The sequence below is a fragment of the Niallia sp. Sow4_A1 genome (assembly GCF_052116745.1).
Classification (GTDB): Bacteria; Bacillota; Bacilli; order Bacillales; family Cytobacillaceae; genus Niallia; species Niallia hominis.
Genome location: NZ_JBQKKM010000034.1, coordinates 1 through 25,619, shown reverse-complemented (window position 1 = coordinate 25,619; position 25,619 = coordinate 1). Strand labels below are relative to the sequence as shown.

25 protein-coding genes and 1 pseudogene are annotated in these 25,619 nt (G+C 31.6%); 25 read left to right on the top strand and 1 reads right to left on the bottom strand.

Annotated elements, in window-relative coordinates:
* Window positions 1-8: 8 nt before the first annotated feature.
* From ACTQ5K_RS17375 to ACTQ5K_RS17320, 12 genes and pseudogenes are all read left to right on the top strand, one after another.
* A complete protein-coding gene (locus ACTQ5K_RS17375) occupies window positions 9-317 on the top strand; it encodes a PqqD family peptide modification chaperone (RefSeq protein ID WP_441994123.1) in 309 nt (102 codons plus the stop codon).
* A gap of 238 nt (window positions 318-555) precedes the next feature.
* The gene (locus ACTQ5K_RS17370) at window positions 556-693 is read left to right on the top strand and encodes a hypothetical protein (protein WP_441994122.1); all 138 of its coding nucleotides are present in this window, start codon (window positions 556-558) and stop codon (window positions 691-693) included.
* Between the two features lie 160 nt (window positions 694-853).
* Window positions 854-1,167, top strand: a pseudogene (locus ACTQ5K_RS17365) (glycosyltransferase); the annotation flags it as partial.
* Window positions 1,162-1,653 carry a lasso peptide biosynthesis B2 protein gene (locus ACTQ5K_RS17360; RefSeq protein WP_048717595.1) on the top strand — a complete coding sequence of 164 codons (492 nt, stop codon included), beginning with the start codon at window positions 1,162-1,164 and terminating at the stop codon, window positions 1,651-1,653. The pseudogene ACTQ5K_RS17365 and the gene ACTQ5K_RS17360, both read left to right, overlap by 6 nt.
* Window positions 1,631-2,812: a nucleotidyltransferase domain-containing protein gene (locus ACTQ5K_RS17355; RefSeq protein WP_441994121.1), complete on the top strand. Its 1,182-nt coding sequence runs from the start codon at window positions 1,631-1,633 to the stop codon at window positions 2,810-2,812. Before ACTQ5K_RS17360 ends, ACTQ5K_RS17355 begins: the two co-directional genes overlap by 23 nt.
* A gap of 1 nt (window position 2,813) precedes the next feature.
* On the top strand, window positions 2,814-4,631 hold the full coding sequence (locus ACTQ5K_RS17350) for an ABC transporter ATP-binding protein (RefSeq protein ID WP_441994120.1): 1,818 nt from the start codon (window positions 2,814-2,816) through the stop codon (window positions 4,629-4,631).
* Between the two features lie 30 nt (window positions 4,632-4,661).
* Window positions 4,662-6,029: a sugar phosphate nucleotidyltransferase gene (locus ACTQ5K_RS17345; RefSeq protein WP_441994119.1), complete on the top strand. Its 1,368-nt coding sequence runs from the start codon at window positions 4,662-4,664 to the stop codon at window positions 6,027-6,029.
* A gap of 145 nt (window positions 6,030-6,174) precedes the next feature.
* Window positions 6,175-8,121, top strand: a complete 1,947-nt coding sequence (locus tag ACTQ5K_RS17340) for an asparagine synthase-related protein (protein WP_441994118.1) — start codon at window positions 6,175-6,177, stop codon at window positions 8,119-8,121.
* 17 nt (window positions 8,122-8,138) lie between these two features.
* A complete protein-coding gene (locus ACTQ5K_RS17335; protein WP_441994117.1) occupies window positions 8,139-8,276 on the top strand; it encodes a paeninodin family lasso peptide in 138 nt (45 codons plus the stop codon).
* Between the two features lie 112 nt (window positions 8,277-8,388).
* Window positions 8,389-9,324 (top strand): aldolase, encoded by a 936-nt coding sequence (locus tag ACTQ5K_RS17330; protein ID WP_441994116.1) that lies wholly within the window; start codon window positions 8,389-8,391, stop codon window positions 9,322-9,324.
* Window positions 9,311-9,649, top strand: a complete 339-nt coding sequence (locus ACTQ5K_RS17325) for a lasso peptide biosynthesis PqqD family chaperone (RefSeq protein WP_171510366.1) — start codon at window positions 9,311-9,313, stop codon at window positions 9,647-9,649. The genes ACTQ5K_RS17330 and ACTQ5K_RS17325 overlap by 14 nt, the downstream gene beginning before the upstream one ends.
* Window positions 9,630-9,845, top strand: a complete 216-nt coding sequence (locus ACTQ5K_RS17320) for a helix-turn-helix domain-containing protein (protein ID WP_441994115.1) — start codon at window positions 9,630-9,632, stop codon at window positions 9,843-9,845. Before ACTQ5K_RS17325 ends, ACTQ5K_RS17320 begins: the two co-directional genes overlap by 20 nt.
* Window positions 9,846-10,235: 390 nt before the next feature.
* On the opposite strand, the gene ACTQ5K_RS17315 is transcribed toward ACTQ5K_RS17320, so the two are convergent.
* On the bottom strand, window positions 10,236-11,039 hold the full coding sequence (locus tag ACTQ5K_RS17315) for a hypothetical protein (RefSeq protein WP_441994114.1): 804 nt from the start codon (window positions 11,037-11,039) through the stop codon (window positions 10,236-10,238).
* A gap of 230 nt (window positions 11,040-11,269) precedes the next feature.
* Between ACTQ5K_RS17315 and ACTQ5K_RS17310 the strand changes: the two genes are divergently transcribed.
* The 13 genes from ACTQ5K_RS17310 to tnpA all read left to right on the top strand — a co-directional run bounded on the left by ACTQ5K_RS17310 (window position 11,270) and on the right by tnpA (window position 25,566).
* Complete coding sequence (locus ACTQ5K_RS17310) at window positions 11,270-12,016, top strand: YveK family protein (protein ID WP_441994113.1); 747 nt, start codon at window positions 11,270-11,272, stop codon at window positions 12,014-12,016.
* A complete protein-coding gene (locus ACTQ5K_RS17305) occupies window positions 12,003-12,710 on the top strand; it encodes a CpsD/CapB family tyrosine-protein kinase (protein ID WP_441994112.1) in 708 nt (235 codons plus the stop codon). Before ACTQ5K_RS17310 ends, ACTQ5K_RS17305 begins: the two co-directional genes overlap by 14 nt.
* 121 nt (window positions 12,711-12,831) lie before the next feature.
* Window positions 12,832-13,596: a tyrosine-protein phosphatase gene (locus ACTQ5K_RS17300; protein ID WP_441994111.1), complete on the top strand. Its 765-nt coding sequence runs from the start codon at window positions 12,832-12,834 to the stop codon at window positions 13,594-13,596.
* Window positions 13,597-13,715: 119 nt separating this feature from the next.
* Window positions 13,716-14,390 (top strand): sugar transferase, encoded by a 675-nt coding sequence (locus ACTQ5K_RS17295; protein ID WP_441994110.1) that lies wholly within the window; start codon window positions 13,716-13,718, stop codon window positions 14,388-14,390.
* 58 nt (window positions 14,391-14,448) lie between these two features.
* Window positions 14,449-15,540, top strand: coding sequence for a glycosyltransferase (locus tag ACTQ5K_RS17290; RefSeq protein WP_441994109.1), 1,092 nt, complete (start codon window positions 14,449-14,451; stop codon window positions 15,538-15,540).
* A gap of 179 nt (window positions 15,541-15,719) precedes the next feature.
* Window positions 15,720-16,829 (top strand): hypothetical protein, encoded by a 1,110-nt coding sequence (locus ACTQ5K_RS17285; RefSeq protein WP_441994108.1) that lies wholly within the window; start codon window positions 15,720-15,722, stop codon window positions 16,827-16,829.
* A 121-nt stretch (window positions 16,830-16,950) separates the two neighbouring features.
* Window positions 16,951-17,871: a glycosyltransferase family 2 protein gene (locus ACTQ5K_RS17280; RefSeq protein ID WP_441994107.1), complete on the top strand. Its 921-nt coding sequence runs from the start codon at window positions 16,951-16,953 to the stop codon at window positions 17,869-17,871.
* 294 nt (window positions 17,872-18,165) lie between these two features.
* Window positions 18,166-19,302 (top strand): glycosyltransferase, encoded by a 1,137-nt coding sequence (locus ACTQ5K_RS17275; protein WP_441994106.1) that lies wholly within the window; start codon window positions 18,166-18,168, stop codon window positions 19,300-19,302.
* A 23-nt stretch (window positions 19,303-19,325) separates the two neighbouring features.
* Complete coding sequence (locus tag ACTQ5K_RS17270; RefSeq protein WP_441994105.1) at window positions 19,326-20,462, top strand: polysaccharide pyruvyl transferase family protein; 1,137 nt, start codon at window positions 19,326-19,328, stop codon at window positions 20,460-20,462.
* A gap of 103 nt (window positions 20,463-20,565) precedes the next feature.
* On the top strand, window positions 20,566-22,080 hold the full coding sequence (locus ACTQ5K_RS17265; protein ID WP_441994104.1) for an oligosaccharide flippase family protein: 1,515 nt from the start codon (window positions 20,566-20,568) through the stop codon (window positions 22,078-22,080).
* Between the two features lie 35 nt (window positions 22,081-22,115).
* Window positions 22,116-23,522: a Coenzyme F420 hydrogenase/dehydrogenase, beta subunit C-terminal domain gene (locus tag ACTQ5K_RS17260; protein ID WP_441994103.1), complete on the top strand. Its 1,407-nt coding sequence runs from the start codon at window positions 22,116-22,118 to the stop codon at window positions 23,520-23,522.
* 150 nt (window positions 23,523-23,672) lie between these two features.
* A complete protein-coding gene (locus ACTQ5K_RS17255; protein WP_441994102.1) occupies window positions 23,673-24,839 on the top strand; it encodes a nucleotide sugar dehydrogenase in 1,167 nt (388 codons plus the stop codon).
* A gap of 532 nt (window positions 24,840-25,371) precedes the next feature.
* On the top strand, window positions 25,372-25,566 hold the full coding sequence (gene tnpA, locus ACTQ5K_RS17250) for an IS66 family insertion sequence element accessory protein TnpA (RefSeq protein ID WP_441994101.1): 195 nt from the start codon (window positions 25,372-25,374) through the stop codon (window positions 25,564-25,566).
* Window positions 25,567-25,619: the final 53 nt, after the last annotated feature.

The window sequence follows — 25,619 nt, the reverse complement described above, 5'->3', positions numbered from 1 at the left end:
TGGATAGTATGATAACTGAACAGCAAATAGAACATTTACATTTCCAAGTATATTCAGATTGTGCGCTTCGAGAAGTCAATCATATTACGTACGTATGGAGCGAGAGTAAGCAAGGATATTATAACCTTGGTGAGATTGGTAATTTTATATGGACATATTGCCAGTATCCTATTACCAAGGACCAAATAGTAAGAGTACTAATGGAAGAATATGTGGTTTCACTAGAAGAATGTAAAGAAAATGTGGAAATATTGTTAATGGAATTAGTGGAGGATAATCTCTTAAAGCTGATAGACTTGGAAGGATTTTTTAAGTGAAACTGTAAAATAGTCAAAATTATGATTTATTGGAAATTAGCAAGTTTGTTTTTAAGAATAGGTTTATCACACAAGAATTTGCTAGCAACTGAACGTTAGCTTATATAGAGGGGGGAAATATAGTGAAACTAGTTATAATTATCAGGAGGTTCGGAGAAGCGTTTATGACATTATCAAACGATGGAAGGTAAAGCAATTTATCAAGGTATTATCGAATGAAAATGGAGAAAAGGAATCAATGGTTCAAAAAGTATGGGGGAAACTTGCTAAAAATGACCTTGCAGAAGACTCTCTTATAGCAACTTGCAAATCACAGGTAGAGATGATTCATTCTCAGTTAGGTTCTCTTGTTCCAATCGTGGTAGAACCGGATTGAAGAGATACATTTCTGGCTATTGCATTAGCTTCTTTCTTTTTATATTCCGTAAAAGGGTAGTCCAAATGAGATAGTAACCATGTTGACAGTGGATCCATATGTAGAAGACCTGTTTTTTCTAAAGTAAAGGAAATGGAAGTAATGTAAGACAGATTGATGCGGACCTGACCCTTATTTTAAAAAAATTAAATCAAAGGCAGGCCAAATGTTAACATGATGGCTATCAATCGTTCGAAGTGTTGAAAATTCATCTGCAAAGGGCTAAAGGATTTATCTTTGTAGCAGAGGAAGACAGTGGCATTACCCCTTTAGAAGCGCAAGCATGCGGTACACCAGTCATTGCATACGGAAAAGGCGGTTTCGCTTGAAACAGTGAAGGGATATAAGGAATCAGAAAACCCAACTGGTTATTTCTTTTATGATCAAACAGCCCAAGCTATTAAAAAGGCAATCGAGGAATATGAAAGGATGTATAGAGTGATCCGCATAATAAAAAAATGGATAACACTAGATTTCAAACAAAAATGCCTACTAATAGAGGCATTTTTTTTCTTGGCAAGGGGGAGGTACTTAAAGCTTTTGCCATTTAAAAAAGTTGCTCCTACTTTGGGGGAAGAATCTTTGGAGACGCCGCCGGTAATAATTAGTCAAGATGAAAAAGTGATTAAGGATGTATCCTTTGCTGTTCAAACCATGAGTAGATATACATTATGGGAAAGTGCCTGTCTGGTTCAAGCAATTGCTGCAACTCGCATGTTAAACAGAAGAAACATTGAAACGACTTTATACTTAGGGATTGCTCGAGATACAAAAGGAATAATGCATGCACATGCTTGGGTGCGTAGTGGTTCTTTATATGTAACGGGTGCTGACGCTAAACAGAACTTTACTGTTGTCAATAAGTTTGCTGGTGGACGAAAAAATAGAGGTGGAAGTTTTGATAAAATATCAAGAGATTAATCTAGATAATTGTTCGAAGGAACTTCAATTTTTACTGAAGCTATTAAATGATCGTAATGATGTAAGCAATCTATTAGAAGCGTTTCATGCCATCATAAATTGGCAGGAATTTATAAAGCTAGTTTATTTTCATAAAGTATATCCTACCATTTACTTAAAGTTTTCGAGAGAAGATTCTACTTTTTTACCAATGAAAGTGAAAGAACAAATACATCAATTATATGTAAATAATACTTTTAAAATGTTGACTTTATCGAAAGAGATGGATGATATAAATAAAGCACTTTATGAGCGGAATATACGTGTAATAATGTTGAAAGGTCCAGCTCTTAGCTATCAGTTATACGGAGACCTATCTTCAAGAACGTCAAATGATCTAGATATATTGATTCCTTTTCATGAACTTGAACGTACAAGGAGCATTCTACAATCTAAAGGATATCAATTGGAATATGAACCTCCGAGAAAGTTAAAGGATTGGCAGAAGCGGAATCATCATTTGGAATTCCTTCATAAAGAGAAAAACTGCAAAGTAGAGGTTCATTGGAGATTGCACCCTGGTCCAAGTAAGGAACCTAGCTTTGAAGAATTATGGAATAATAGAAAAACAGTTTATATAACAGATAAACCTATTTATACCTTAGATGAAGAAACATTATTCCTTTATCTTATTACACATGGTGCGCGTCATGGCTGGTTTCGCATTCGGTGGTTGACGGATATCATGCAAATGATAAAAAGTAATCCTGAACTAGTCCAAAATCCATTAAGGGTGAGTGAATATCAGGCTTTTCCTTTATTTCAACAGACAGTTCATTTATTAGAGAGAACAAAATTAATATCTGTTTCCTACTCGATAAAGATAAACAAGCGATCCAAAATGCTCGCACAAAAAGCATTCACTTTTATAAATGAAAGGATTGATTTTTATCATCCGCCAAGTAAGGAATGGGATAAAGAAGGTATAAAGTATTTGTTTGAAATAAAGCCATTTGCCCAGAAATTAGATTTTTTTGTTCGCAAATTTGCTGCAAACTCCTGGGATGCTGAAGTTCTGCCCTTACCGTTAGCTCTTCATTTTCTTTACATTCCACTAAGACCATTCCTATGGCTATGGAGAGTTATCATAAAACAAAAAGTTTCATTCAGGAGACTATAAAATGAGAAATTTAACTATCTATTTAAAGAAACTTAAAATGGTTACTGGGCCGAAAATCTATATGAACATCTTTCTCAGCATTTTTATTAGCGCAATAGAAGGTATTAGTATTTATTTGCTCGTCCCAATGCTTGCAGTCATCGGATTATTCGAAGCTTCTATTAGTAATGTCTTCCCATTAAATGTATTAGTGAAAGGACTAGAACAATTACCTTTTACGCTTAATTTGCCATTTATTTTAGTTCTTTATTTTATGTTATTAACAGGGCAAGCAGTGCTGCAGCGATACCAAACGATTTTGAATACAGAAATACAACAGAATTTTATTAGATATTTACGAGTAGAAACTTATGAATCATTAATAAAAGCCAAATGGGAATATTATCTGGAAAAAAGAAAGTCCGATTTTAACTACATCTTAACAACTGAAATATCAAGAGTAGGAATAGGAACACATGGCATTATTCAATTAATTGGCATTGTCTTTTTTACGATTGTGCAAGTCACTCTTGCATTCCTATTATCACCTTCTTTAACGTTAGTGGTAATGGTTTGCGGTGCGGTCATCGCCATTTATATGAGGAAGTTTGTGAAAGGTTCCAAAGTATTAGGCAAAGAAACCACAGAATTAATGTCTAATTACTTTGGAGGAATTTCAGAGCAATTCAATGGAATGAAAGATATGAAAAGTAATAGGCTGGAATCTTCCTTTAATGAATGGTTTCAATCTATGTCTAACCGTATTCATCAAAATGTCATGAAGCTAGTCAAACTGAATTCAAAGTCAACCTTTATATATAGGGTAGCAGCAGGACTTTTAATTATCTTTTTTGTATATGTTTCTTTTTCCTTTATAAAAGTTCCACCAGAAAAAATGATTCTTGTTATCTTGATTTTTTCTAGATTATGGCCGAAGTTTTCCTCTATTCAAAGTAGTATAGAACAAATTGTAACGATGTTTCCTGCATTAAATCATTTACTGAAAGTGCAAAAGGAATGTAGAAAAGAGCAGGAATGGGATTTTTCACAAATGGAAGAATTGTCATCTAAGTCATCATTTCATTTAGAAAGTGCCATTGAATGCAAAAATGTATCCTATAGATATAAGCAGGCACAAGATAATTGGGCACTCTCAAATATAAATATTGCCTTTCCAAAGAATAAAACAACAGCAATCGTTGGACCTTCAGGGGCAGGAAAAACTACGTTAGTAGATATTGTAATGGGCTTATTACAACCTGAAGAGGGGAAAGTCTTCGTTAATGGTGACCCCTTAACAGAAAAGACTGTATTAGGATATAGGAGCACCATCAGTTATGTAGCGCAAGAACCTTTTTTATTTCACAGCAGTATTCGAGAGAACCTGCAAATGGTTGCCCCACATGCAAGTGAATGGGACTTATGGAATGCATTAACCTTTGCTGCAGCGGATGAATTTGTCCGAAGAATGCCTCAAGGATTAGATACGATTATTGGAGATAGAGGGATTAGGCTATCAGGCGGCGAACGCCAACGTCTTATCCTAGCAAGAGCAATTCTCAGAAAACCAACCATTCTTGTACTTGATGAGGCAACAAGTGCGTTAGATAGCGAGAATGAGAGAAAAATTCAACAAGCAATTGATCGGTTAAAAGGGACGATGACAATCATTGTTATTGCCCATCGTTTATCTACGATTAGAAATGCCGACCAAGTTGTCGTGCTAGAGGGTGGAAGTGTCATACAGGCAGGGGAATATGGAATATTATCAGAGACAAAAGGACCATTAAGAAGAATGTTAATCACACAGGAGCTAGCTAGTAACCAAACATTAGCTTAGCTCCTTTTTATAAAAAAGGGGGGGAATATAGTGAAACTAGTCCTATTATCAGGTGGTTCAGGAAAACGCCTATGGCCATTATCAAACGATGCTCGCTCCAAACAGTTTCTCAAAGTATTATCAAATGAGGATGGAGAAAAGGAATCCATGGTTCAAAGAGTATGGGGGCAGCTTGCTAAAAATAATCTCGTAGAAGACTCTCTTATAGCCACCAGTAAATCACAAGTAGAAATGATTCACACCCAGTTAGGTTATGATATCCCTATCGTGGTGGAACCAGAAAGAAGAGATACCTTTCCAGCCATTGCATTAGCTGCTGTATATCTATATTCCATTAAAGGTTGCAGTCCAAATGAGGTAGTGGTTATGCTTCCAGTGGATCCATATGTAGAAGATCAATTTTTCACAAAAATTAGAGAGATGGAAGATCGATTAAGGGAGAGTGAGGCAGAACTTGCATTACTAGGTGTAAAACCAACTTATCCATCAGAAAAATACGGGTATATCGTTCCATCTGGAGATAAAAGAAGTGACTATATGCATGTGGATTCCTTTAAAGAAAAGCCGTCCGAAAAAGTGGCTAAAGAATTAATGGAAGATCAAGCACTATGGAATTGTGGTGTTTTTGCTTTCCGTTTGGAATTTATCCTCAATACATTGATGGAAAAAGGAATGCCTATCCATTATGAACAATTACTAAATCAATACCATTTGCTGTCCAAAAATAGTTTTGACTATGAAGTAGTAGAAAAGGCAAACAAAATCATCGCTTTAAGTTATGAAGGATATTGGAAAGACTTGGGGACATGGAATACATTAACAGAAGAAATGAGAGATTCAATTAATGGAAGAGGATATGTCAGTAATGGATTAATAAATTCCCATATTGTAAATGAACTGGATATCCCTATTACATTAATTGGTCTGGATAATGTAGTGGTAGCTGCTAGTCCAGATGGTATTCTTGTAACAGAAAAAGAATCTAGTCCAAAAGTGAAAGAAATATTAAAAGATCTAGAAGAACGCCCCATGTATGAAGAAAGAAGGTGGGGCTGGTATAAAGTTTTAGAGCATACGAAGTATAAGGAAGGGAATGAAGTGTTAACAAAGAGAATATGTGTAGATACGGCAAAAAATCTCAGTTATCAGGTTCATTATAAACGAAGCGAAGTGTGGACAGTGATTAAAGGAGAAGGAGTCCTAGTTATCGATGATCAACTCCGACATATTCGTGCAGGAGATGTTATCCATATTCCCTTAGGTACAAAACATGCTTTAAGGGCGACAAGCACAATGGAAATCATTGAAGTTCAAACAGGCAGTGAATTAGTGGAAGAAGATATCTATCGTTTTTCTTTTGAATGGGAAGAAATAATCAAGGAAATGACCGTTAAGTAAAAAAAATAGCAAAAACGCTATTTTTCTTGTTGAATAGTAATAAAAAACATGATATGTTCTTTATTAAGAACTATTTTGTTACAAAGGCTTTTTTTATAATCATTACGTTCTTAATAGAGAAAAAATAATAGGATGGAGATAAAAAATGAGTGCAATTGCTGGTATTTATAATAAAAAAAATGAACATGTATCAGATGAACATATTCATTTAATGATGAGTGGGTTCCAGCAATTTCCTGCTGATGATATTCAGGTTTTTACAATGGATCATATATTTATGGGATGCCATGCTCAATGGATTACCCCTGAATCGATTGGTGAAAAACTTCCTTATTATGATCCGAAAAGACAATTAGTCATTACCGCAGACGCAATTATTGATAATAGAACGGAACTAATAAGTAAATTAAAAATAGATGCTCATGATAGGAAAGATGTTACAGATAGTCAGCTCATACTCCTTGCCTACGAAAAATGGCAAGAAGAAACACCTAAGTATTTGATTGGTGATTTTGCCTTTGTTATTTGGGATAAAACAAAACAGAGGCTTTTTGCAGCAAGGGATTTTTCTGGTAGTCGAACCCTTTACTATAACGATCAAGATGGGCGTTTTTCCTTTTCAACAACAATGGAGCCTTTATTAAATCTACCAAATGTGAGAAAAGAACTAAACGAGGAATGGCTGGTAGAGTATTTAGCTATTTCTGCTGCTGTGGATGTAGCGAATGTCGCAATTACACCTTATAAAGCAATAGCACAATTACCACCATCTCATTATTTAATGGTTGAAGGTGGTTATCTGAAACAATTTAGGTATAGTCAACTAAGTCAAGAAATACAACCAATAAGATACAAGAATAGCCAAGACTATGTCGATGCATTTATGGATGTGTATCAAACAGCTATTGAAGCAAGATTACGTACCTTTAAGAAAGTTGGATCCCAATTGAGTGGGGGATTGGATTCTGGATCAGTGGTAAGTATTGCTGCCAATAAGTTAAAAGAAAAGTCGAATGGTACCTTAACAACATATAGCTATATACCGCCTAAGGATTTTCAACCATTCGTGCCGAAGAGTCTACTGTCCAATGAGACACCATTTATTAAAGAAACGGTGGATTTCATTGGAGGGATAGACAATCATTATTTAGATTTTGCAGGAAAAGATTCCTATTCAGACATCGATACATTTTTGGATACCTTGGAAATGCCTTATAAATTTTTTGAAAATACTTTTTGGATCAATGGAATTTATGAAGAGGCAAAAAAACAGGATATTGGTATTTTATTAAATGGTAATAGAGGGAATTTATCTATTTCTTGGGGATCAGCACAGGATTACTTTCCAAGATTATTAAAACAGCTTAATTGGCTAAAGCTTTATCAAGAGATTACTAGTTATAGTAGACTGATTAAACGACCAAGAAGAAGAGTTGCAAACATGGTAATAAAGGAAATACTCCCTCCATCTCTTCTTAGTAAAAATAAAGCGATTACTAATGGCGTTTCTCCGCTTGTTCATCCAGAATTTGCAGAGAAAATGGGAGTTTATGACCGTATGCGATTATTTGGAATAAGCGAAACAGGCTGGTTTTTGAGCAATAACGCATATGAACATAGAAAAAGACATTTCGATGACTTGTTTCATTGGAATGCTACTAATACATTTTCTGGAAAGCTGTCTTTAAAGTATGGAATAATCAGTCGCGATCCAACAAATGATTTGCGAGTTATCCGTTATTGTCTATCCATACCGGAAGATCAATATGTTCAAAATGGGATGGATAGAGGGCTTATTCGGAGAGCAACAAAGGGCTATCTTCCAGACAAAGTCCGCTTAAATCAACAAGTAAGGGGTGTGCAGGGAACAGATTGGGTCCACAGAATGATTCCTCAATGGAGTTCATTCCTACAAGAAGCACAAGCTATGCTAAAGGATAAAGAGATTTGGTCATATATGAACAAAGAAGCAGTATTAAAAGGTTGGAATAAAGCAAAATCGGGAGTTAGAACAGATTTTGCAGTGGATGCAGATATACGAATATTAATGAGGAGTATAATTCTATTTCGCTTTATGAAGAAAATGTCCTGAAAGGAGGTGAATATATAATGGAGAAATTAGAATGGAAAGCACCTAAGTTAGAAGTATTAGAAGTTAGTAAAACAATGGCTAGCACATTTGATAACAACTCGTTAGATAATACGTATCCAGCTGGAACTGCATGGGGTGATCTAGGCTGGAGTTAATAAACACCATCCATCGATATTAAATTCAATTTATGATGTAAGCCTCACTGACTATTATTTAGAAGGTAGAGGCTTTTCTACTACATAGAAATAGGGAGAAGTGGGGGGACCTATGACGACTATCCAAACTATCTATCATTATTTCGCATTTGGCTCTACTATTTATAGTGAATTTCATCTACCGGAATTAAGTAAACAAATAGATAATCGATCAAAACCAGACATATTTATTTTAAAAAAAGATTTACAAGAACAATGGTTAGCCACTTCCACTCCTAATAGCCATTTCGTATTTGATAAAGAATCTGTATTATTCTATGCGCCAAACATTGCCATCTTTTTGATAGAGAAGGGGAGGTATATCTATATCACTCCATTAGCGAATAATAAGCAAGATGAAATTCGTCTTTATTTGTTAGGTACTTGCATGGGAGCACTCCTTATGCAAAGAAGAATTCTTCCTTTGCATGGTAGCGCTATCAATGTTAATGGGAAAGCTTATGCGATAGTGGGAGAATGTGGTGCTGGAAAATCAACCTTAGCAAGAGCATTTATGGAAAGAGGCTATAAATTAATAAGTGATGACATTATTCCCCTAAGGGAAACAACAGCAAATGAATCTATAGTTATGCCTTCATATCCAAACCAGAAATTATGGCTGGAAAGTCTAAAAAGTTTTGATATGAACGTCGATAACTATCAAACAATTGCATATAGAGAAGAAAAATATAGTGTACCTATTTCCTTTCAATTTGAGAATAGCTCTCTTCCATTAGCAGGAGTTTTTGAACTAAAAAAGGAAAGAAGACAGGAGATAAAATACAAAGAGGTATTAAATTTAGAGAGACTACAAACTCTTTATATTCACACCTTTCGTAATATATTTCTTCAACCTTTAGATTTACTACCCTGGCATTTTTCCACTACATCTAAACTAGCAAATTCCATTAAAATATTTCAGATTATCAGGCCAGAATCACGCTTTACAGCAAATGATATAGCAGAATGGATTTTACATACGGTTAATGGAGGTAATAATAGTGAGTAAAACAAAAATAACTATTGAAATGACCAGTACAGTGGAGCAGACACCAGGTCAAATAGTAAGTGACATGAATGGTGAAAAGGTAATGCTAAGTGTAGCAAATAGTAAATACTATAACCTAGGAGTAATCGGCGGAGATATTTGGGGAATAATAAAGGAGCCCATTACAATAGAAAAGTTAGTGAACAAGCTACTAGACAAATATGATGTAACACAAGAAGAATGCCAAAATCAAGTACACTCATTCTTACTTACATTAAAAAAAGAAGGGCTGATAAAAATAATAAATAAGGAGAAGAGGAGAGTCAATGATTGGGGAAAGAATTAAATATTTGCGGTTACGAAAGGGTTATTCCATTTCCAGATTAGCAAAGGAAGCGGGAGTATCCAAAACCTATTTAAGTAATCTAGACAGAGGTATACAAAATAATCCATCTCTTCAGTTTTTGGAAAAAGTGGCGGAGAGATTAGGAATAACGGTGGATCAATTAATCAGTGATGAATTTAAACAGGAAGACGTATAAACGATGATAAAAAATTTTACTCCTGCCTACATATTGATGTTCAAAGTTATCCTATTCTTCCATTTAACTAATTATAAAGATGCATCTCCTTATTTCGAACAGGGAGATGCATCTTTTTTATTTGTCCAAATTTCTATTTTGAAATAATTAGTCGAATTTTTCTAACCCTTAAACACCTCTTAGTATGTTCTATTTCCATTTTAGTCTGAGGGTGGACATAAATAAATTTAATATGGAAAAAAGAATATATATAATAGAAGAAATAAAATAACGCTTCCATATAAAATGTTAAAAAGTCGTGTTGTTATATAAACAAATGAATAAAAAAAAGCGAGTAACTACTCGCTTAGTAAGGAATCGATATATATAATTAAAGAACGAATGATGATACTACTCGGAGATAAGCTTATCAGCTAAATACTCGCTCCAAACTTCAAACCCTTGTTCATTCGCAATCGTTTTATCGCCATCTAGTTCCTTGTAATAATCTTCAACCTTTTTATCCTTACGATCTGGCCAAGCTTCCCAATGGTTCCAATAGGGAATTTCTTCAGCTTCGGCATATTTCTCTAGGTCACTAACTTGCATAGGATAGAGACTGGCATCATATAATGGGTGTGCTGGCATTAAAACGAACGTAACATCAGGTAATGATTCTTTGGTTTCTTTGATTACTTCATTGATGTTTGTTAATGTAGTGGAAATATTCACGACATTGTTATCATGCAATAAGAATGGTTCAAAGATAACCATATCAGGCTTTTTATCAATTAAAGCTTCATATGCTTCATCACTTACATAATCCGATGTAGTTCCGTCATAAACGATACGCTCAATTGTTACATATTCATTGTATTTACTGGCTAATGCTTCTTTTAAAGGAGTAAGTAAACCAAGCTTTTCATCGCCAATGGCATCTGAGCCAACTAGTAAAATATGAAACACCTTTTTGTCTGATAGTTTCGCTTCTAATACTTGTTGCGCTTGTTCTGGCCAAGATTTAGCAAAGCCCATATAGTAATCAAGGCTAAAGTAGCTCTCTGAATTAGAACTTTTTTCTTGGGAAACCGTTGAATCGTGTGTATCGTGAATCGGTGATAAAGGACTATCTCCTCGAATATTCCAATGAATATTTCCAATAATAAGAACCACAACAAGAACAATAGAAAGAATAGATAGAATAGCTGCTTTCATTTCAACCTCCAGGAATTCAGTATAATCGTTTCATTTAAGTATACCGATAATTTACAGGTATGTAGGTAACTTCTCCCTTTTATAAAAAAGAGATAGGAAAAATGTCAATTAATTGGTATAGTAATAAACGTAGTAATTCAAATCTATTAAAATTATGACAAGAAATGACAATATATGCAATGATATATGATATAATATTTTTAGTTTTTATCTTTTTCTAGGAGGAAGTCATGGAAGAAACGATTAGTCTAAAAGAATTATTCGACACACTTAAGAAACGATTTGCCCTTATTATCTCCATCACTTTAATCGCAATGATTGTAAGTGGGATAGTAAGTTATTTCATTATTACACCGGAGTATAAATCTTCAACACAAATTCTTGTCAACCAAAAGAAAGAGGAATCATCAGCTGTCATTAATTCAGGTGAAGTACAGGCAAACGTGCAAATGATTAGCACATATAGTGTGATTCTAAAAAGTGCGGCTATCTTAAATATTGTAAAAGAAGAATTGAATTTAGATATGAGTGTTTCAGAATTGAATAGTAAGATTACTGTGGAAAGTGCGCAAAATTCGCAGGTAATGACTCTATCTGTTACGGATGCTGATCCAACAGTAGCTTTGCAAATTGCCAATAAAACGGCAGAAGTGTTCGAAAAAGAAATTAAAAATATTATGTCCATTGACAATGTGACAGTATTGCCACTTGCAGAGGATCAAGAAAATCAAGCACCAATCAGTCCAAATCCACCATTAAATATTGCGATCGCAGCGGTAGTAGGGTTAATGATAGGGATCGGCTTAGCATTCTTACTAGAATACTTAGATAATACCCTGAAAACAGAACAGGATATTGAGAAATTGCTAGGGTTACCGGTATTAGGTGCTATTACAACCATTGATGAAAGCCATGAAGCGAAGTTAAGAGGGGCTCAAAAAGGAAGAAGTAGGGGGGATTTACTTGGCAGCAAGTAAGAGAAGCAAAAAAGGCGGTTTAGCATTAAATAGAAGAAAACTTATTGCAAAGTATGATCCGAAATCTCCTATTTCTGAGCAATACAGAACAATCCGTACAAACATTCTTTATTCAAGTATTGATGAAGAGATACGTTCTATCTTAGTGACATCTTCTGGACCAGGAGAAGGAAAATCGACAACGACAGCCAACTTAGCGATTGTTTTTGCTCAACAAGGAAAAACAGTTCTGCTTGTTGATGCTGATTTACGTAAACCAACTGTTCATTACACATTTAACTTGAATAATTCATCTGGATTAACATCCGTTTTAACGAATCAATTAGGCTTAATGGAAGCTGTTCATGAAAATGAAGAGAAAAATCTGTATGTTTTACCTAGTGGTCCGATCCCACCAAATCCTTCTGAGCTATTGGGTTCCCGTGCAATGAATCATTTCTTAGAGAGAGCTCTAGAGGAGTTTGATATTGTCCTATTTGATACACCACCAGTATTAGCCGTTACAGATGCACAAGTGCTCGCTAATCATTGTCATGGAAGTATATTAGTAGTTAGTAGTGGAAAAACGGATAAAGAAGCAGTTGTGAAAACGAAAGAAAAGCTTTCAGCGACTTCTGGGAAAATATTAGGAGTTGTCCTAAATAATAAAAAAGCGGACAAAAAAGGTGACTATTATTACTATGGAACAAATTAACAAGTAAGTAGACAAGATTCGACAATCTTCGCTATTTACGAATCAGTAGTTCAATGTTACTATTTTTGAAGTGTTATAGGGAAATAATAATAGATTACTAAAAATAGAGAGGTGTAGCGTGATGATTGATATTCACTGTCATATATTACCTGGGATTGATGATGGGGCAGCGACAATAGAAGATAGCTTAGTGATGGCAAGAGCGGCTGTTCAAGAAGGAATAACAACGATTATTGCTACACCTCATCATAAGAATAACCAGTTTATCAATCCGAAATCTTCTATCCTTACAAAGGTAAATGACTTAAACACCGTTTTAAAACAAGAAAATATTCCTCTTACGATACTTCCTGGACAGGAAGTAAGAATTTATGGTGAGGTGTTAGAAGACTATTATAAGGAAGAGATTCTAACACTTAATCATACAAAATACCTTTTCATTGAGTTTCCTTCTTCCTCTGTTCCAAGATATGCAGAGAGATTACTGTATGAACTGCAAACAGAGGGAATCATTCCCATCATTGTTCATCCAGAGAGAAATAAAGAATTGCAGGAGAAACCTGATCTTCTTTATCAGTTTGTGAAAAATGGGGCGTTGACGCAAGTGACGGCTTCTAGTGTGGCTGGTTATTTCGGGAAGAATGTTAAGAAGTTTTCGGAGCAGTTGATTGAGAGTAATTTGACGCATTTTTTGGCTTCGGATGCGCATAATGTCCATAATCGTAGTTTTAAGATGATGGAAGGATTAGATATGGTGGAAGAGAACTTTGGAGTGGATTATGTTTATCTTTTTAAAGAGAATGCAGAGTTGCTTTTGGAAGATAAGAATGTGATGAAGGAAATTCCTGAACGGATACAGAGAAAGAAGTTTTTGGGGATATTTTAATAGGAAAGTTTACTAGATAACTAACGATAAAATGTACTAGTGATTATATTTTATCGTTAGTTATCTGATAGTTACATAGAGAGAGACAGAAAAAATAAGGGAAGATAGGTGGTATGGTGATGTCTGAGTTTTATAAGGATCAATCTCTGTATTTGGAAAAGAAAAAGAATGTATCTGTAAATACAGCTCGTAGTTACCTTGTAATGAAAAGAGCGATAGACATCATTGGTTCGTTCTGTGGGTTGGTTGTGCTAAGTATACTTTTTGTTATCATTGCGCTATTGATCAAATTTGAAGATCCAAAGGGGAAGGTCTTCTTTAAGCAATTGAGAGTTGGGAAAGATGGGAAAGAGTTTTATATGTATAAGTTTCGGTCGATGGCATCTGATGCAGAAGATCGTTTGAAAGAGTTATTGGCTTTGAACGAGGTTTCTGGGGCGATGTTTAAGATGAAGGATGATCCTCGGGTAACAAAAGTTGGAAAGTTTATTAGAAAAACTAGCCTTGATGAGTTACCTCAATTGTTTAATGTTTTAAAAGGTGATATGAGTTTAGTTGGACCAAGACCTCCACTTCCAAGAGAGGTTGCTGAATATAGTAATTATGATAATCAACGGTTATTAGTTGTACCCGGTTGTACAGGATTATGGCAAGTGAATGGAAGAAGTAACGTTGGATTTTCAGAAATGGTTGAGTTGGATTTGGAGTATATTTCCAAAAGAAATATAGTAATTGATTTAAAAATAATTATTAAAACAATTACTATATTATTTGGATCTAAAGATGCATATTAAATTATTTATTTTAATTATTAATAATCTACTTCTTTAAATTTTAATAAGGAGGAAAGAATTGAAGAACATATTGTTACTTTGTGAGGCTTATGGCGGAGGAGTTAAAACTTATATTGATGTTATCGTGGAAAACAAAATGGAATTTCCGGCATATAATTTTAATATTCTTATTAGTTCTAAAAGATTAGAAAATGATATTAATATTAATAAAAATTATCAAGTTGATGACAATTTATCATTTGGTATGTCTCCTATTAAATTGTATAAAGCATTAAAAAACTTAAATAAATATGTAAGGGATAATAAGATTGATATTATTCATGCAAATAGCACTTTTTCAGGTTTACTAATATATTTATATTCATTTTTTAATAAGAATGTTTCTTATATTTACACTCCTCATGGTTATTACTCATTAAAATCAATGAATAAGTTGTTAAAATATATTACTAGAAGAATAGAAAAAAAGATTAATAATATTTGTGAAACGGTTATACATGTTTCCAAAAGTGAGGAAGAAGAGGCACTTAAGTTTAATTTAGTAAGCAAAGATAAATCAATTGTTATTTTCAATGGAGTAACTGAACCCAAAAAGTCAGATGAATATGATGAGAGAAACATATTTACTGTTGTTAATTTGGCAAGAGTAGATGATCAAAAAGACCCCTATAAGTTTTTAGAAATTGCAATACCCATCGTGAGTAAAAATGATAATATTCAGTTTATTTGGGCTGGTAATGGAAAGTATTTAAATGATATAAGAGAAAAAGTAAAACAAAATAAATTAGAAAAAAAAATTAAGTTTATCGGATTTGTGAAAGAAAAAAATATATTATTTAATAAGGCTGATATTTATTTATCAACTTCAGAGTATGAAGGTTTACCATTTTCTGTTGTTGAAGCAATGTCGTATAAATTGCCTCTTATCTTAAGTAATGTCGTAGGTCATACTGATTTAGTTGAAAATGGTGAAAATGGTTATTTATATGATTTTGAAAATTTCTCAACGGCTATTGAGTATTTGAATAGTATTATTTTAAATTCTGAACTATATGAGAAATTGGCTAAAAGTTCATATCAATTTTATAAAGAAAAATTTAGCGTTGATCAAATGATGAGGAAATTACTAGTATTATATGATAATAATTAATTAAAAAAAGAACAAAATGATGTATTTTGTTCTTTCATTAAATATAAATAATAAAGCATGATTTATTATTCACTTTTTTAAAAAAGTATAAGCTAAAACAAGAATTATTATTACTATGACACTTTGTAATATATGATAAATACTATTCTAAAGGAAAGAATAAGAGAAAGGAAAAACTCATGAATAGATATAGAATACAAAGTGAAAAAACTTTATATTTTGGAATATTTATAGCTGTATTACTTTTTTTACAAGGGATTTTAATTGTTGTAAGTGGAAGTTCTATATTACCTAGTAAATATTTTTATGATGCTATAACCATTGAAAGATTCATTGTAAACTTACAAGAATCTGATGACGTTAAATTAGAATTTTTTGAATCTTATACTAATATTGCGAATTTTTATATATTTACTGGAATTGCTTTAATTAAAAATACTATATTCCAAAAAATCACAATCTACTTACTAGCATATATATGTTTTGTTTCAATATTTTTAAAATTGAATAAAAAATTAAATTACCTAACTATTGTATCTTTATTTGTCTGGAATATCCCTATTCCCATTTATTTAGGACAATTATGTAAGGATATTATTCCTTTTATAATTATGTCTTTTATAGTCCTTTTTGTATATAAGAAGGATGTAAGTAAAAAAAGATTATTTATTATTTTTTTAATAATGAGTATCTATGCGTTATATCATAGACAATATTGGTTTATATTGCTGGTTTTTACTTCGATTAATTATATTCTTGTATTTAATGTAAAAAATGTAAAGATATTAAAAAATTTAAAAATCCGTTCTTGTATAACAATATTTGTATATTTAATGTTCTTTTTAATGGTGAATGTATTTAGTACTCCGCTAAGCGATAATAGGGTTGGGGTTAATGCATTTAGAGATGGATCGGTAGATGCTACTACTATGTTTTCTAATACGTTTATTAATACAGGAGGCATAACTGATTTTTTAAATTGGATTATTATAGTAGCGAATTTAATTTTTCCATTTTCTGTGTTGAGTAGTTTATCTATATTAAGCTTTGTATTTGTAATTTGGAATTTTTTTAATATAGTGTTATTTGTAAAGATTTATAAAAAGACAATTATCAATAATAGAAGATTAGAAAATACTATAAAATTTTTCTATTCACTAGGATTAGGATTTTTATTAACGCAGGCTACTTTTGAACCGGATTTAGGTTCTTTTTTAAGGCATGAATTGGTATTAGTACCTATAATGATTGCGATATTAAGTATATATAAAAATAAAATGACCTTTTAAACTTTAAATAGGTAACAAAATATATACTTTATAGAGATTTTATTAAACAAACAAATATAATTTTAATTTTATATGATACAAACTAATTTAGTTAAACGTAATTTAGTGAAAAGGTGATTTTATGAATAATCAATATACTCCTCTTATTAGTGTAGTTATTCCAACGTATAATAGGGCTAGTATAATATTAAGAACGTTAGATAGTGTTTTTGCTCAAACTTATAAAAATTATGAAGTAATCGTAGTAGATGATGCTTCAATAGATGATACAGAAAATGTAATAAAAAATATTAAGAATAATAGAGTTAAATTTATTAAACATGAATATAATATGAATGGTTCAAAGGCAAGGAATACAGGTATTTTAAAAAGTAGTGGTGAGTATATTGCTTTTTTAGATTCTGATGACGAATGGAAACCGACAAAATTAGAAGAACAAATATCACATATTATGAATACTTACCCAAATAGAGAGGATATAGTAAGCTATACATCTTTAATCGCAAATAGAGGGGCATCAAAAATTGTGATGCCAAAAAGGGGAATTCAAAAAGATGAAAATGTATTAGACTATCTTTTTTTAGAAGATGGAGTTATGCAAACTAGTACTATTATGATTCATAGATCGTTAGCTAAGAAGGTTCTTTTTAATGAACATTTAAAAAGACATCAAGATTGGGATTTTTGTAATAGATTGCAAGAATATAATGCTAAAATTATATTTGTAAATAAACCATTATCTATATGGAATATAGAATATAGGAAAGATAGAATGAGTAATGAGAATAAATATATTGATTCGATTAAATGGATTTCTAGTCAAAATAAAATATCTAAAGTTTGTGAACTAGCATTTATGGTCAAAGTTGTTGCACCATTTATGGGGAGAAGTGGAAAAAAATTTGAAGCGTATCAATTATTATTTAAGGCATCGAGATATAAGATAATAAATTTAAAACAATTAATAGTGATATGGTTAAAAATAACTTTCAGTTTAAATACTTTAAATAAATTGCATAAAACGTTTAATTCATTGAAATGATTCAACATTAAAGTGTAATTATATTTAAAACACCGAACACAAACTAATATATTGGAAGTACGTTATAGAAGTATGACTATTTTGTAAGAAATATGGGTATCTGGTTAAGTTTTAAGAATGAATAAAAGGAAAAAGAAGTTACTTAATTCTGCTTAAATAAGGTACAGGGAAATCAATCAGTTAGAACAAAATTTTCGGCATAAATTTTGTTCACTAAAATCATAATAAACTTTTATGTAATTATTTTAAATTTTATTAATGAAATAAATTTAAGTTGGGAAAAAGGAGTACCGTATGAATATTTGTATTATAAATGAATCTTTTAGTGTTGGAGGAGTTGAAAGGGTTACTACTGAATTGGCAAACACGCTCCAAAATAATGGAAATAAAGTTTCACTAATAGATTTCTCAGGAGAAAACGCATTTTATTATAAAGTTAATGAAGAAATAGGCATTCCAAAGATAGTAAAAAAACGTAAACTTAGAATTAAGGTTTTTGAAAAAATATTAAAATATAGGTATCACTTAATAAAAAAAACTTATAACCTAAATTCTATTTTAAAAGAACCAACAAACGATTTAGTAAATTACTTGAGAAAGTCCAGACCTGATATACTAATTATGAATCAAGGAAGACTTACAGCCCTTATTCCTGCATTTAAAAAAGAGATTCCTAATCTAAAAATTATTGCATGGCAACATAATGAATTTGATATATATATGCAAGAATATTATAAAGCTTATAAAAATGATTATATTTCAGGAGTGAAACAAGCTGATGTAGTAATTTGTCTATCCGAGAATGATGAAAAACAGTTTAGTAATATAAATAAAAACTCAGTTTGCATATATAATCCGATAACTATAAAAAATGAAGAGAATAAACTTAGTAATATAGAAAGTAAATATATTATATTTGTTAGTCGGTTATTAATTAGGCAAAAGGGACTAGATCATTTGATTGAAATTGCCAAGAATATAAAAAATGGCTGGAGAATTTTAATTGCTGGAGATGGTCCAGATAAAAATAAGTTTAAAAAAATGATTAAATTGAATAAATTGGAAGATATAGTTATTTTAAAAGGAAATCTTAATACTAGAGAATTGAGTGAGTTATATCTATCAGGTTCAGTTTTCATATCTACATCTAGATGGGAAGGATTTGGCTTAGTAATAACTGAAGCAATGACTTTCGGTTTACCTATAATTAGTTTTAATAATTCTGGTCCTAGAGATATTTTGAAAAATGGAGAATATGGTATTTTAATTGAACAAAATAATATTCAAGAATTTATTCAAGAGCTAAATATGCTTTTAGAGGATCCAGAGAAAAGAAAGGCTTTTCAGAAAAAGGGCTTAAAAAGAACTCAAGAATTTAAGGAAGAAGTTATTTTTAAAAAATGGAATTATAAAATGCAAGAGTTAATTTAGAAGGGGTTTAGAAAGGAGTTAATATGAAAAAAATCGCAATATTAACAATTAATGATTATGATAATTATGGAAATAGATTGCAAAACTATGCTTCTCAAGAAGTCTTGAAGTCTTTAGGTTTTTCAGTAGAAACAGTAATTCATAAAACAAACAGAAATAACAAAATGTCTTCTTTAGATAAAATAAAAAATATAAGGGGGTTGTCTCCAAGTGAAATATCGTTAAAATTCAATACTAAGCTCAAAAAGTATTTATATAATAGAAGAGCTAAAGCTATGAAGCCAGAAAGATTGAATGCATTTAAGGAATTCACAAATAGTTACATTCAGGAAACAGATTATTTTATAACAGCAGCATCTATTCCTAATGACTTAGGAAATAATTATGATTATTTCATTACTGGTAGTGATCAAGTTTGGAATCCAACATTTTCAGATAGACGATTTTCTACAATTGATTTTTTAACATTTGCACCTAGTGAAAAGAGAATTTCTTATGCAGCAAGTTTTGGAGTGTCAGATATACCAAAAGAATTTATTCAAGAATACACAAGGTTAATTTCAGAAATGAATAAAATTTCTGTAAGAGAGCAAGCTGGAGCTGAAATAGTAAGTAAATTAACTAAAAAGGATGCTACAGTATTGGTTGATCCTACTATGATGCTAACAAAAGAAAAGTGGCTATCGATTTCAAAAAAATCAAAAACTAGACCAATTAATAAAAATTACTTACTTACGTACTTTTTAGGTGTTCAGTCAAAAAAAAATAAACAATTAATTAGGGAAATAGCAGAAAACAACAACCTTGAAATAATTAACTTAGCAGATGTAAAAGATAAAGAAACTTTTATAGCAGGACCTAGTGAATTTGTTGACTTTATTAATTCTGCGAGTGTTTTTTGTACTAATTCATTTCATGGTGTTGTCTTTTCTATATTGTTAGAAACCCCATTTATTGTTTTTCCAAGAGAAGGTACAGTATTATCTATGAATTCAAGAATAGATACATTATTGTCTACTTTTAAACTTGAATCAAGAACAATTCGAAATATTACAAACGAAGAAATTTTTAAAATTGATTATACTCATACAAAATCTATATTAGAAAACGAACGGAAAAGGGCTATTGATTTTTTAAAAGAATCACTTCAAGTTAAATAAAAAATATAGTTTGATTTAAATGTAAATTTATAAAACATTATGTTTCTCACTTTTGTTGAAAATAATTGTTTTTTGATATTCCTGAAAGAGAAGTGTATTAAAAGTGAACCAGTTGAAAATAGGAGCAATACTTTCATATGCGTCAGTAATAATATCAATTTTAATTGCTCTTTTGTATACCCCAGTAATGTTAAAATTATTGGGGCAATCTGAGTACGGATTATATTCTATGATAGGTTCCTTATCTGCATATTTAAGTATTATGGATTTGGGGCTAGGGAATGCAATTATAAGATTCACTGCTAGGAATAGAGCAATTGGAAATAAGGATTCAGAATCAAAGCTTAATGGGATGTTTTTTATAATATATACTGTAATTGGAATTCTGACTATCCTAGTTGGTCTGATTATTCTTCGTGCATTAGATAATATTTTTGGTCAGAGTTTGACACAACTAGAAATAGAAAAAGCAAAAATAATGGTCATAATACTTACTTTTAATTTTGCACTATCTTTTCCACTTTCTATATTTGGATCAGTTATGCAAGCATATGAGAGATTTGGAATAGTAAAAATTGTTGCAATTATACGTACTTTGAGTATTCCTCTTATCACACTGCCCTTTCTATTTTATAACTTTGGATCTATTACTATGGTAATTGTTTCTACAGTTATTAATATTTTATGTCTGTTATTTAATGTTTATTATAGCTTTAAAATTCTGCAGGTGAAATTTTATTTTGGAAAAATGGATTTTAAGCTATTAAAAGAAATAATAGGGTACTCTTTCTTTATTTTTCTAGGAATTATAGTAGATCAAGTAAATTGGAATACAGGGCAACTTATTTTAGGTTCGGTTAAGGGAACATCCATGGTTGCGATATTTGCAATTGCCATACAATTTATTAAATTATATTTGCAATTCTCGACCTCATTAAGCGGATTGTTTTTACCGAAAATATCAATTATGGTAGCGAAGAACTCTAGTAATGAAGCTTTAACTGCTTTTTTGGTTAAATATAGTAGAATCCAATTTGTAATAATGTCATATATATTAACCGGATTTATTTTATTTGGGTACCAATTCATTGGATTATGGGCTGGGAATGATTATGTTAGCGCGTATTATATGGTATTGTTCATTATGATTCCAATAACTATTCCCTTAATTCAAAATATATGTTTATCAATTTTACAGGCGAAAAATATGCAGGGATTTAGATCGGTTATTTTAATCTGTATAGCAATATTTAATATTATAATAACTATTCCCTTATCAAAAATATATGGTGGTATCGGTACGGCATTTGGAACAGGTATTTCTTATTTAATAGGCAATGCTTTGATTATGAATATATTTTATCACAGGAAAATTGGGCTAAACATTCCTTTATTCTGGAAAAATATACTGCACATTTTATTGCCAGTATGTATTTCTCTAATTTTGGGATATGGAATTAATCTGTATTTTCACTACAATTTAATAATAAATATAGTCTTATATTCATTTATCTATTTTATTCTATTGTGGTTTTTGGGATTAAATAATTATGAGAAACACCTCGTCCAACAAATTACGAGAAAAAGAAGCCTAGCTACATTAAAAAGTAGAAAATAATATTTATGATGATAATCAGTGAGGGTGTGTGATTTTTGAATCAAGATATAAATGACCTAAAGGATAAAGTTATTGATAATGATTATTGTATTGGTTGTGGAATATGTGCGAGTATAAAAGGCTCTCCATTTAAAATGCAATTAGATCAAAATGGTAAATATAGTCCCGTTTTAAATGGGGATATACAAAATCAAGATACAGATATTAATGTATTAACGGTTTGTCCGTTTTCTGATAGTAAAAATGAAACAGAAATTGGTAAGGAAAAATTCGGAAAAGTAGAAGGCAGTAAATATAACGAATTCACTGGATATTATTTGAAAAACTATGCAGGGTATGTGAAGGAAGGGGAATTTAGAGAAAAGGGAAGTTCTGGTGGCATGGGAAATTGGATTGCAAAGCAATTATTAGAAAACAAGTTAGTTGATGGGATTATTCATGTTAAGGCATCAAATGGACAAGGGGAAGCATTATTTGAATATCAAGTCTCATATAGTGAGGAACAGTTATACAATGGAGCTAAATCAAAATATTATCCAATAGAGATGTCTAAAGTAATAAAATTTGTAAAAGAAAATAAAGGTAGATATGCTTTAATAGGAATACCTTGTTTTATAAAATCAATTAGATTATTAGCTGATAAGGATTTTATTATAAAAGAGAGAATTAAATATACAATCGGCTTGGTTTGTGGGCATTTGAAAAGTGATATGTTTGCTAAATCTATGGGATGGCAATTAGGAATTGAACCTGATAAATTAACAGATATAGATTTCAGGAAAAAATTAAATGGACAATATGCGAATGATTATGGTGTAGAAGTTAAAGGAAAACAGGATGGTAATAATATAAACTATAGTGCTCCAAGAAGAGAACTATATGTGGGAAATTGGGGACACGGTTTATTTAAATATAATGCTTGTGAATTTTGTGATGATGTATTAGCAGAAACAGCTGATGTTACTGTTGGAGATGCATGGCTACCAAAATATTCGAAGGACAGCTTGGGTACGAACGTAATTGTTATAAGAAATCCAATAATAAAAAAAATCTTTGATGATAATATGGACAAGATACACGTAGAGGAAATTAGTGCTCGAATGGTGTACGAATCACAAGCAGGTGGTTTTCGTCATAGAAGACAGGGATTATCCTATCGTTTGTATCTTAAAGATCAGAATAAAGAATGGAGACCTAAAAAAAGAGTGGAGGCAAGTAATAAAATCAGTTCAAAACGAAAAGTGATATATGAAAAAAGAACTTCACTTTCTCAAGAGAGTTTTAAAGCATATAAAGAGGCTCTTAAAGTAAATAATTTCAATGTTTTTATAGATTATATGAACCCTAAAATAAAAGAATATGATAAATTAATTACTCCCTCAATATTAATAAAATCAGTACGTAAAATAAAAAGAGGTGTATATAAATTAATAAAAAAATAAGAGGAATTATTTTATAGTACATTTTGCTAGAATATGTGAATTTATTGGGTGTATTTGATTACAAGTATTTATAAATTGTAAAAAATGAATCAATAATTTATATAATTATTTTTGAATGTACTAATTTTCATAAAAAGTGAGGATAGCCAAATGAAAATAACTGTAGCAGGCACAGGTTATGTAGGTTTATCTAATGCAATTCTATTAGCTCAACAAAATGAAGTTATTGCTCTCGATATCATTCAAGAAAAAGTAAATTTAATCAATATAAAAAAGTCTCCGATAATTGATAATGAAATCGAGGAATATTTAGCTACAAAAAATTTAAATTTAACAGCAACAACAGACAATTACATGGCATTTAAAGATGCTGAATATGTAATTATATCAACACCAACAAACTACGATTCAGAAAAAAACTATTTTAATACTAGAACAGTAGAAGCAGTAATTGCTAATGTACTATCAATTAATCCAGATGCTATAATGGTCATTAAATCTACTGTTCCAGTTGGCTATACAGAGAAAATAAAGGAAAAGTTTGAAACTGATAATATCATCTTCTCACCTGAATTTTTAAGAGAAGGTAAAGCACTTTATGATAACTTATATCCATCTCGTATCGTAATAGGAGAACAATCAGAAAGAGCAAAAGTATTTGCAGACTTATTGGTACAAGGTGCTAAAAAAGAAAATATTGACGTCCATTTTACAAATTCAACCGAAGCAGAAGCTATTAAACTATTTGCTAACACATATTTAGCAATGAGAGTAGCGTTCTTTAACGAACTTGATTCCTATGCAGAAGTAAGAGGATTAGATGCCAAGCAAATCATTGATGGGGTTGGCTTAGATCCAAGAATCGGAACACATTATAATAATCCTTCTTTTGGATATGGTGGTTATTGTTTACCTAAAGATACAAAACAGCTGTTAGCTAATTATGAAGATGTACCTAACAATATCATGACTGCAATTGTTGATGCTAATAGAACAAGAAAAGATCATGTAGCAGACATGATTATTAAACAGAACCCTAAAGTTGTTGGAATTTATCGCTTAACCATGAAAATGGACTCTGATAACTTCCGACAATCAGCTATACAAGGTGTTATGAAACGTATTAAAGCAAAAGGTATTGAAGTTGTTGTTTATGAACCTGCATTGCAGGAAGAGACTTTCTTTAATTCTAGAGTCATTAATGACTTTGATGAGTTTAAAAAAATCTCTGATGTTATCGTTGCTAATAGATTTTCTAGTGATTTGGAAGATGTGAAAGAGAAAGTCTATACTAGAGATTTATTTAGTAGAGATTAATTGGAATAGTACTAGTATAGTAAGTTTTATGATACCCCGGTGTTTGTCAAGATAGTTGTCGCATTTCACTTGTTTGCTAGTGTAAGAACTTTAGGGGTTACTACCGCGCTTCGCTTGATGAGAAGGAAAAGGGTAGTTTCAAGCTTAGTTGTAGTGAGGCTATTTTGTTTCATCCTTTTCTGTTTTTTCTTTCATAGGATTTAATGCCACCGAATCATGTGCACTCCAGTCTCTAGTTGAACGTGTCCAGCGTTCTGGGTGCTTTTGTTTCGCTAACTCATAATTTTATGTAAGTAAGCGTAAAATAATCCCCACCTACACGTCTAGATGGGGATTTGTTATGCTTTAGTTACTTCTTCTGGAAGGCTTGACAAACCATTGGTAATGTTGAGGACCAGGGCATTAACTTATCTAATGCTGCTTCATCGGTTATATCCATATTCGGAAGGTAAGCGTCAAACTCCTCCCACATATTCAAATAGAAGAATCTTTGAGATAATCTCTTCAAATAAATATTTGAGGAGGTTTTTTCATGACCAGAAGCCATAATTTAGAACTACGTAAAGAATGGGAACAGAGAATTTCTGACTACAAAGCGAGTGGTCAATCCCAAGCTAAATGGTGTGAGGACAATGGGGTTAGTTATCATCAATTTGGATACTGGAAGAAAAGTAAGCGTCAAATAGACCCCACCTATGTTTTAGATGGGGCCTGGGTTATTATTTAGTTAAGTTTTTTAAATGAAATACAAGACACTGGTAGTGTCGTTGACCAAGGAAG

Excerpts from the sequence above, each read along its gene's own strand:
- ACTQ5K_RS17295 (WP_441994110.1), top strand. The coding sequence starts at position 13,716 with ATGTCTGAGTTTTATAAGGATCAATCTCTGTATTTGGAAAAGAAAAAG.
- ACTQ5K_RS17270 (WP_441994105.1), top strand. The coding sequence starts at position 19,326 with ATGAAAAAAATCGCAATATTAACAATTAATGATTATGATAATTATGGA.
- ACTQ5K_RS17285 (WP_441994108.1), top strand. The coding sequence starts at position 15,720 with ATGAATAGATATAGAATACAAAGTGAAAAAACTTTATATTTTGGAATA.
- ACTQ5K_RS17300 (WP_441994111.1), top strand. The coding sequence starts at position 12,832 with ATGATTGATATTCACTGTCATATATTACCTGGGATTGATGATGGGGCA.
- ACTQ5K_RS17275 (WP_441994106.1), top strand. The coding sequence starts at position 18,166 with ATGAATATTTGTATTATAAATGAATCTTTTAGTGTTGGAGGAGTTGAA.
- ACTQ5K_RS17330 (WP_441994116.1), top strand. The coding sequence starts at position 8,389 with ATGACGACTATCCAAACTATCTATCATTATTTCGCATTTGGCTCTACT.
- ACTQ5K_RS17350 (WP_441994120.1), top strand. The coding sequence starts at position 2,814 with ATGAGAAATTTAACTATCTATTTAAAGAAACTTAAAATGGTTACTGGG.
- ACTQ5K_RS17340 (WP_441994118.1), top strand. The coding sequence starts at position 6,175 with ATGAGTGCAATTGCTGGTATTTATAATAAAAAAAATGAACATGTATCA.
- ACTQ5K_RS17335 (WP_441994117.1), top strand. The coding sequence starts at position 8,139 with ATGGAGAAATTAGAATGGAAAGCACCTAAGTTAGAAGTATTAGAAGTT.
- ACTQ5K_RS17280 (WP_441994107.1), top strand. The coding sequence starts at position 16,951 with ATGAATAATCAATATACTCCTCTTATTAGTGTAGTTATTCCAACGTAT.
- tnpA (WP_441994101.1), top strand. The coding sequence starts at position 25,372 with ATGACCAGAAGCCATAATTTAGAACTACGTAAAGAATGGGAACAGAGA.
- ACTQ5K_RS17360 (WP_048717595.1), top strand. The coding sequence starts at position 1,162 with ATGTATAGAGTGATCCGCATAATAAAAAAATGGATAACACTAGATTTC.
- ACTQ5K_RS17320 (WP_441994115.1), top strand. The coding sequence starts at position 9,630 with ATGATTGGGGAAAGAATTAAATATTTGCGGTTACGAAAGGGTTATTCC.
- ACTQ5K_RS17310 (WP_441994113.1), top strand. The coding sequence starts at position 11,270 with ATGGAAGAAACGATTAGTCTAAAAGAATTATTCGACACACTTAAGAAA.
- ACTQ5K_RS17255 (WP_441994102.1), top strand. The coding sequence starts at position 23,673 with ATGAAAATAACTGTAGCAGGCACAGGTTATGTAGGTTTATCTAATGCA.
- ACTQ5K_RS17370 (WP_441994122.1), top strand. The coding sequence starts at position 556 with ATGGTTCAAAAAGTATGGGGGAAACTTGCTAAAAATGACCTTGCAGAA.
- ACTQ5K_RS17315 (WP_441994114.1), bottom strand. The coding sequence starts at position 11,039 with ATGAAAGCAGCTATTCTATCTATTCTTTCTATTGTTCTTGTTGTGGTT.
- ACTQ5K_RS17375 (WP_441994123.1), top strand. The coding sequence starts at position 9 with ATGATAACTGAACAGCAAATAGAACATTTACATTTCCAAGTATATTCA.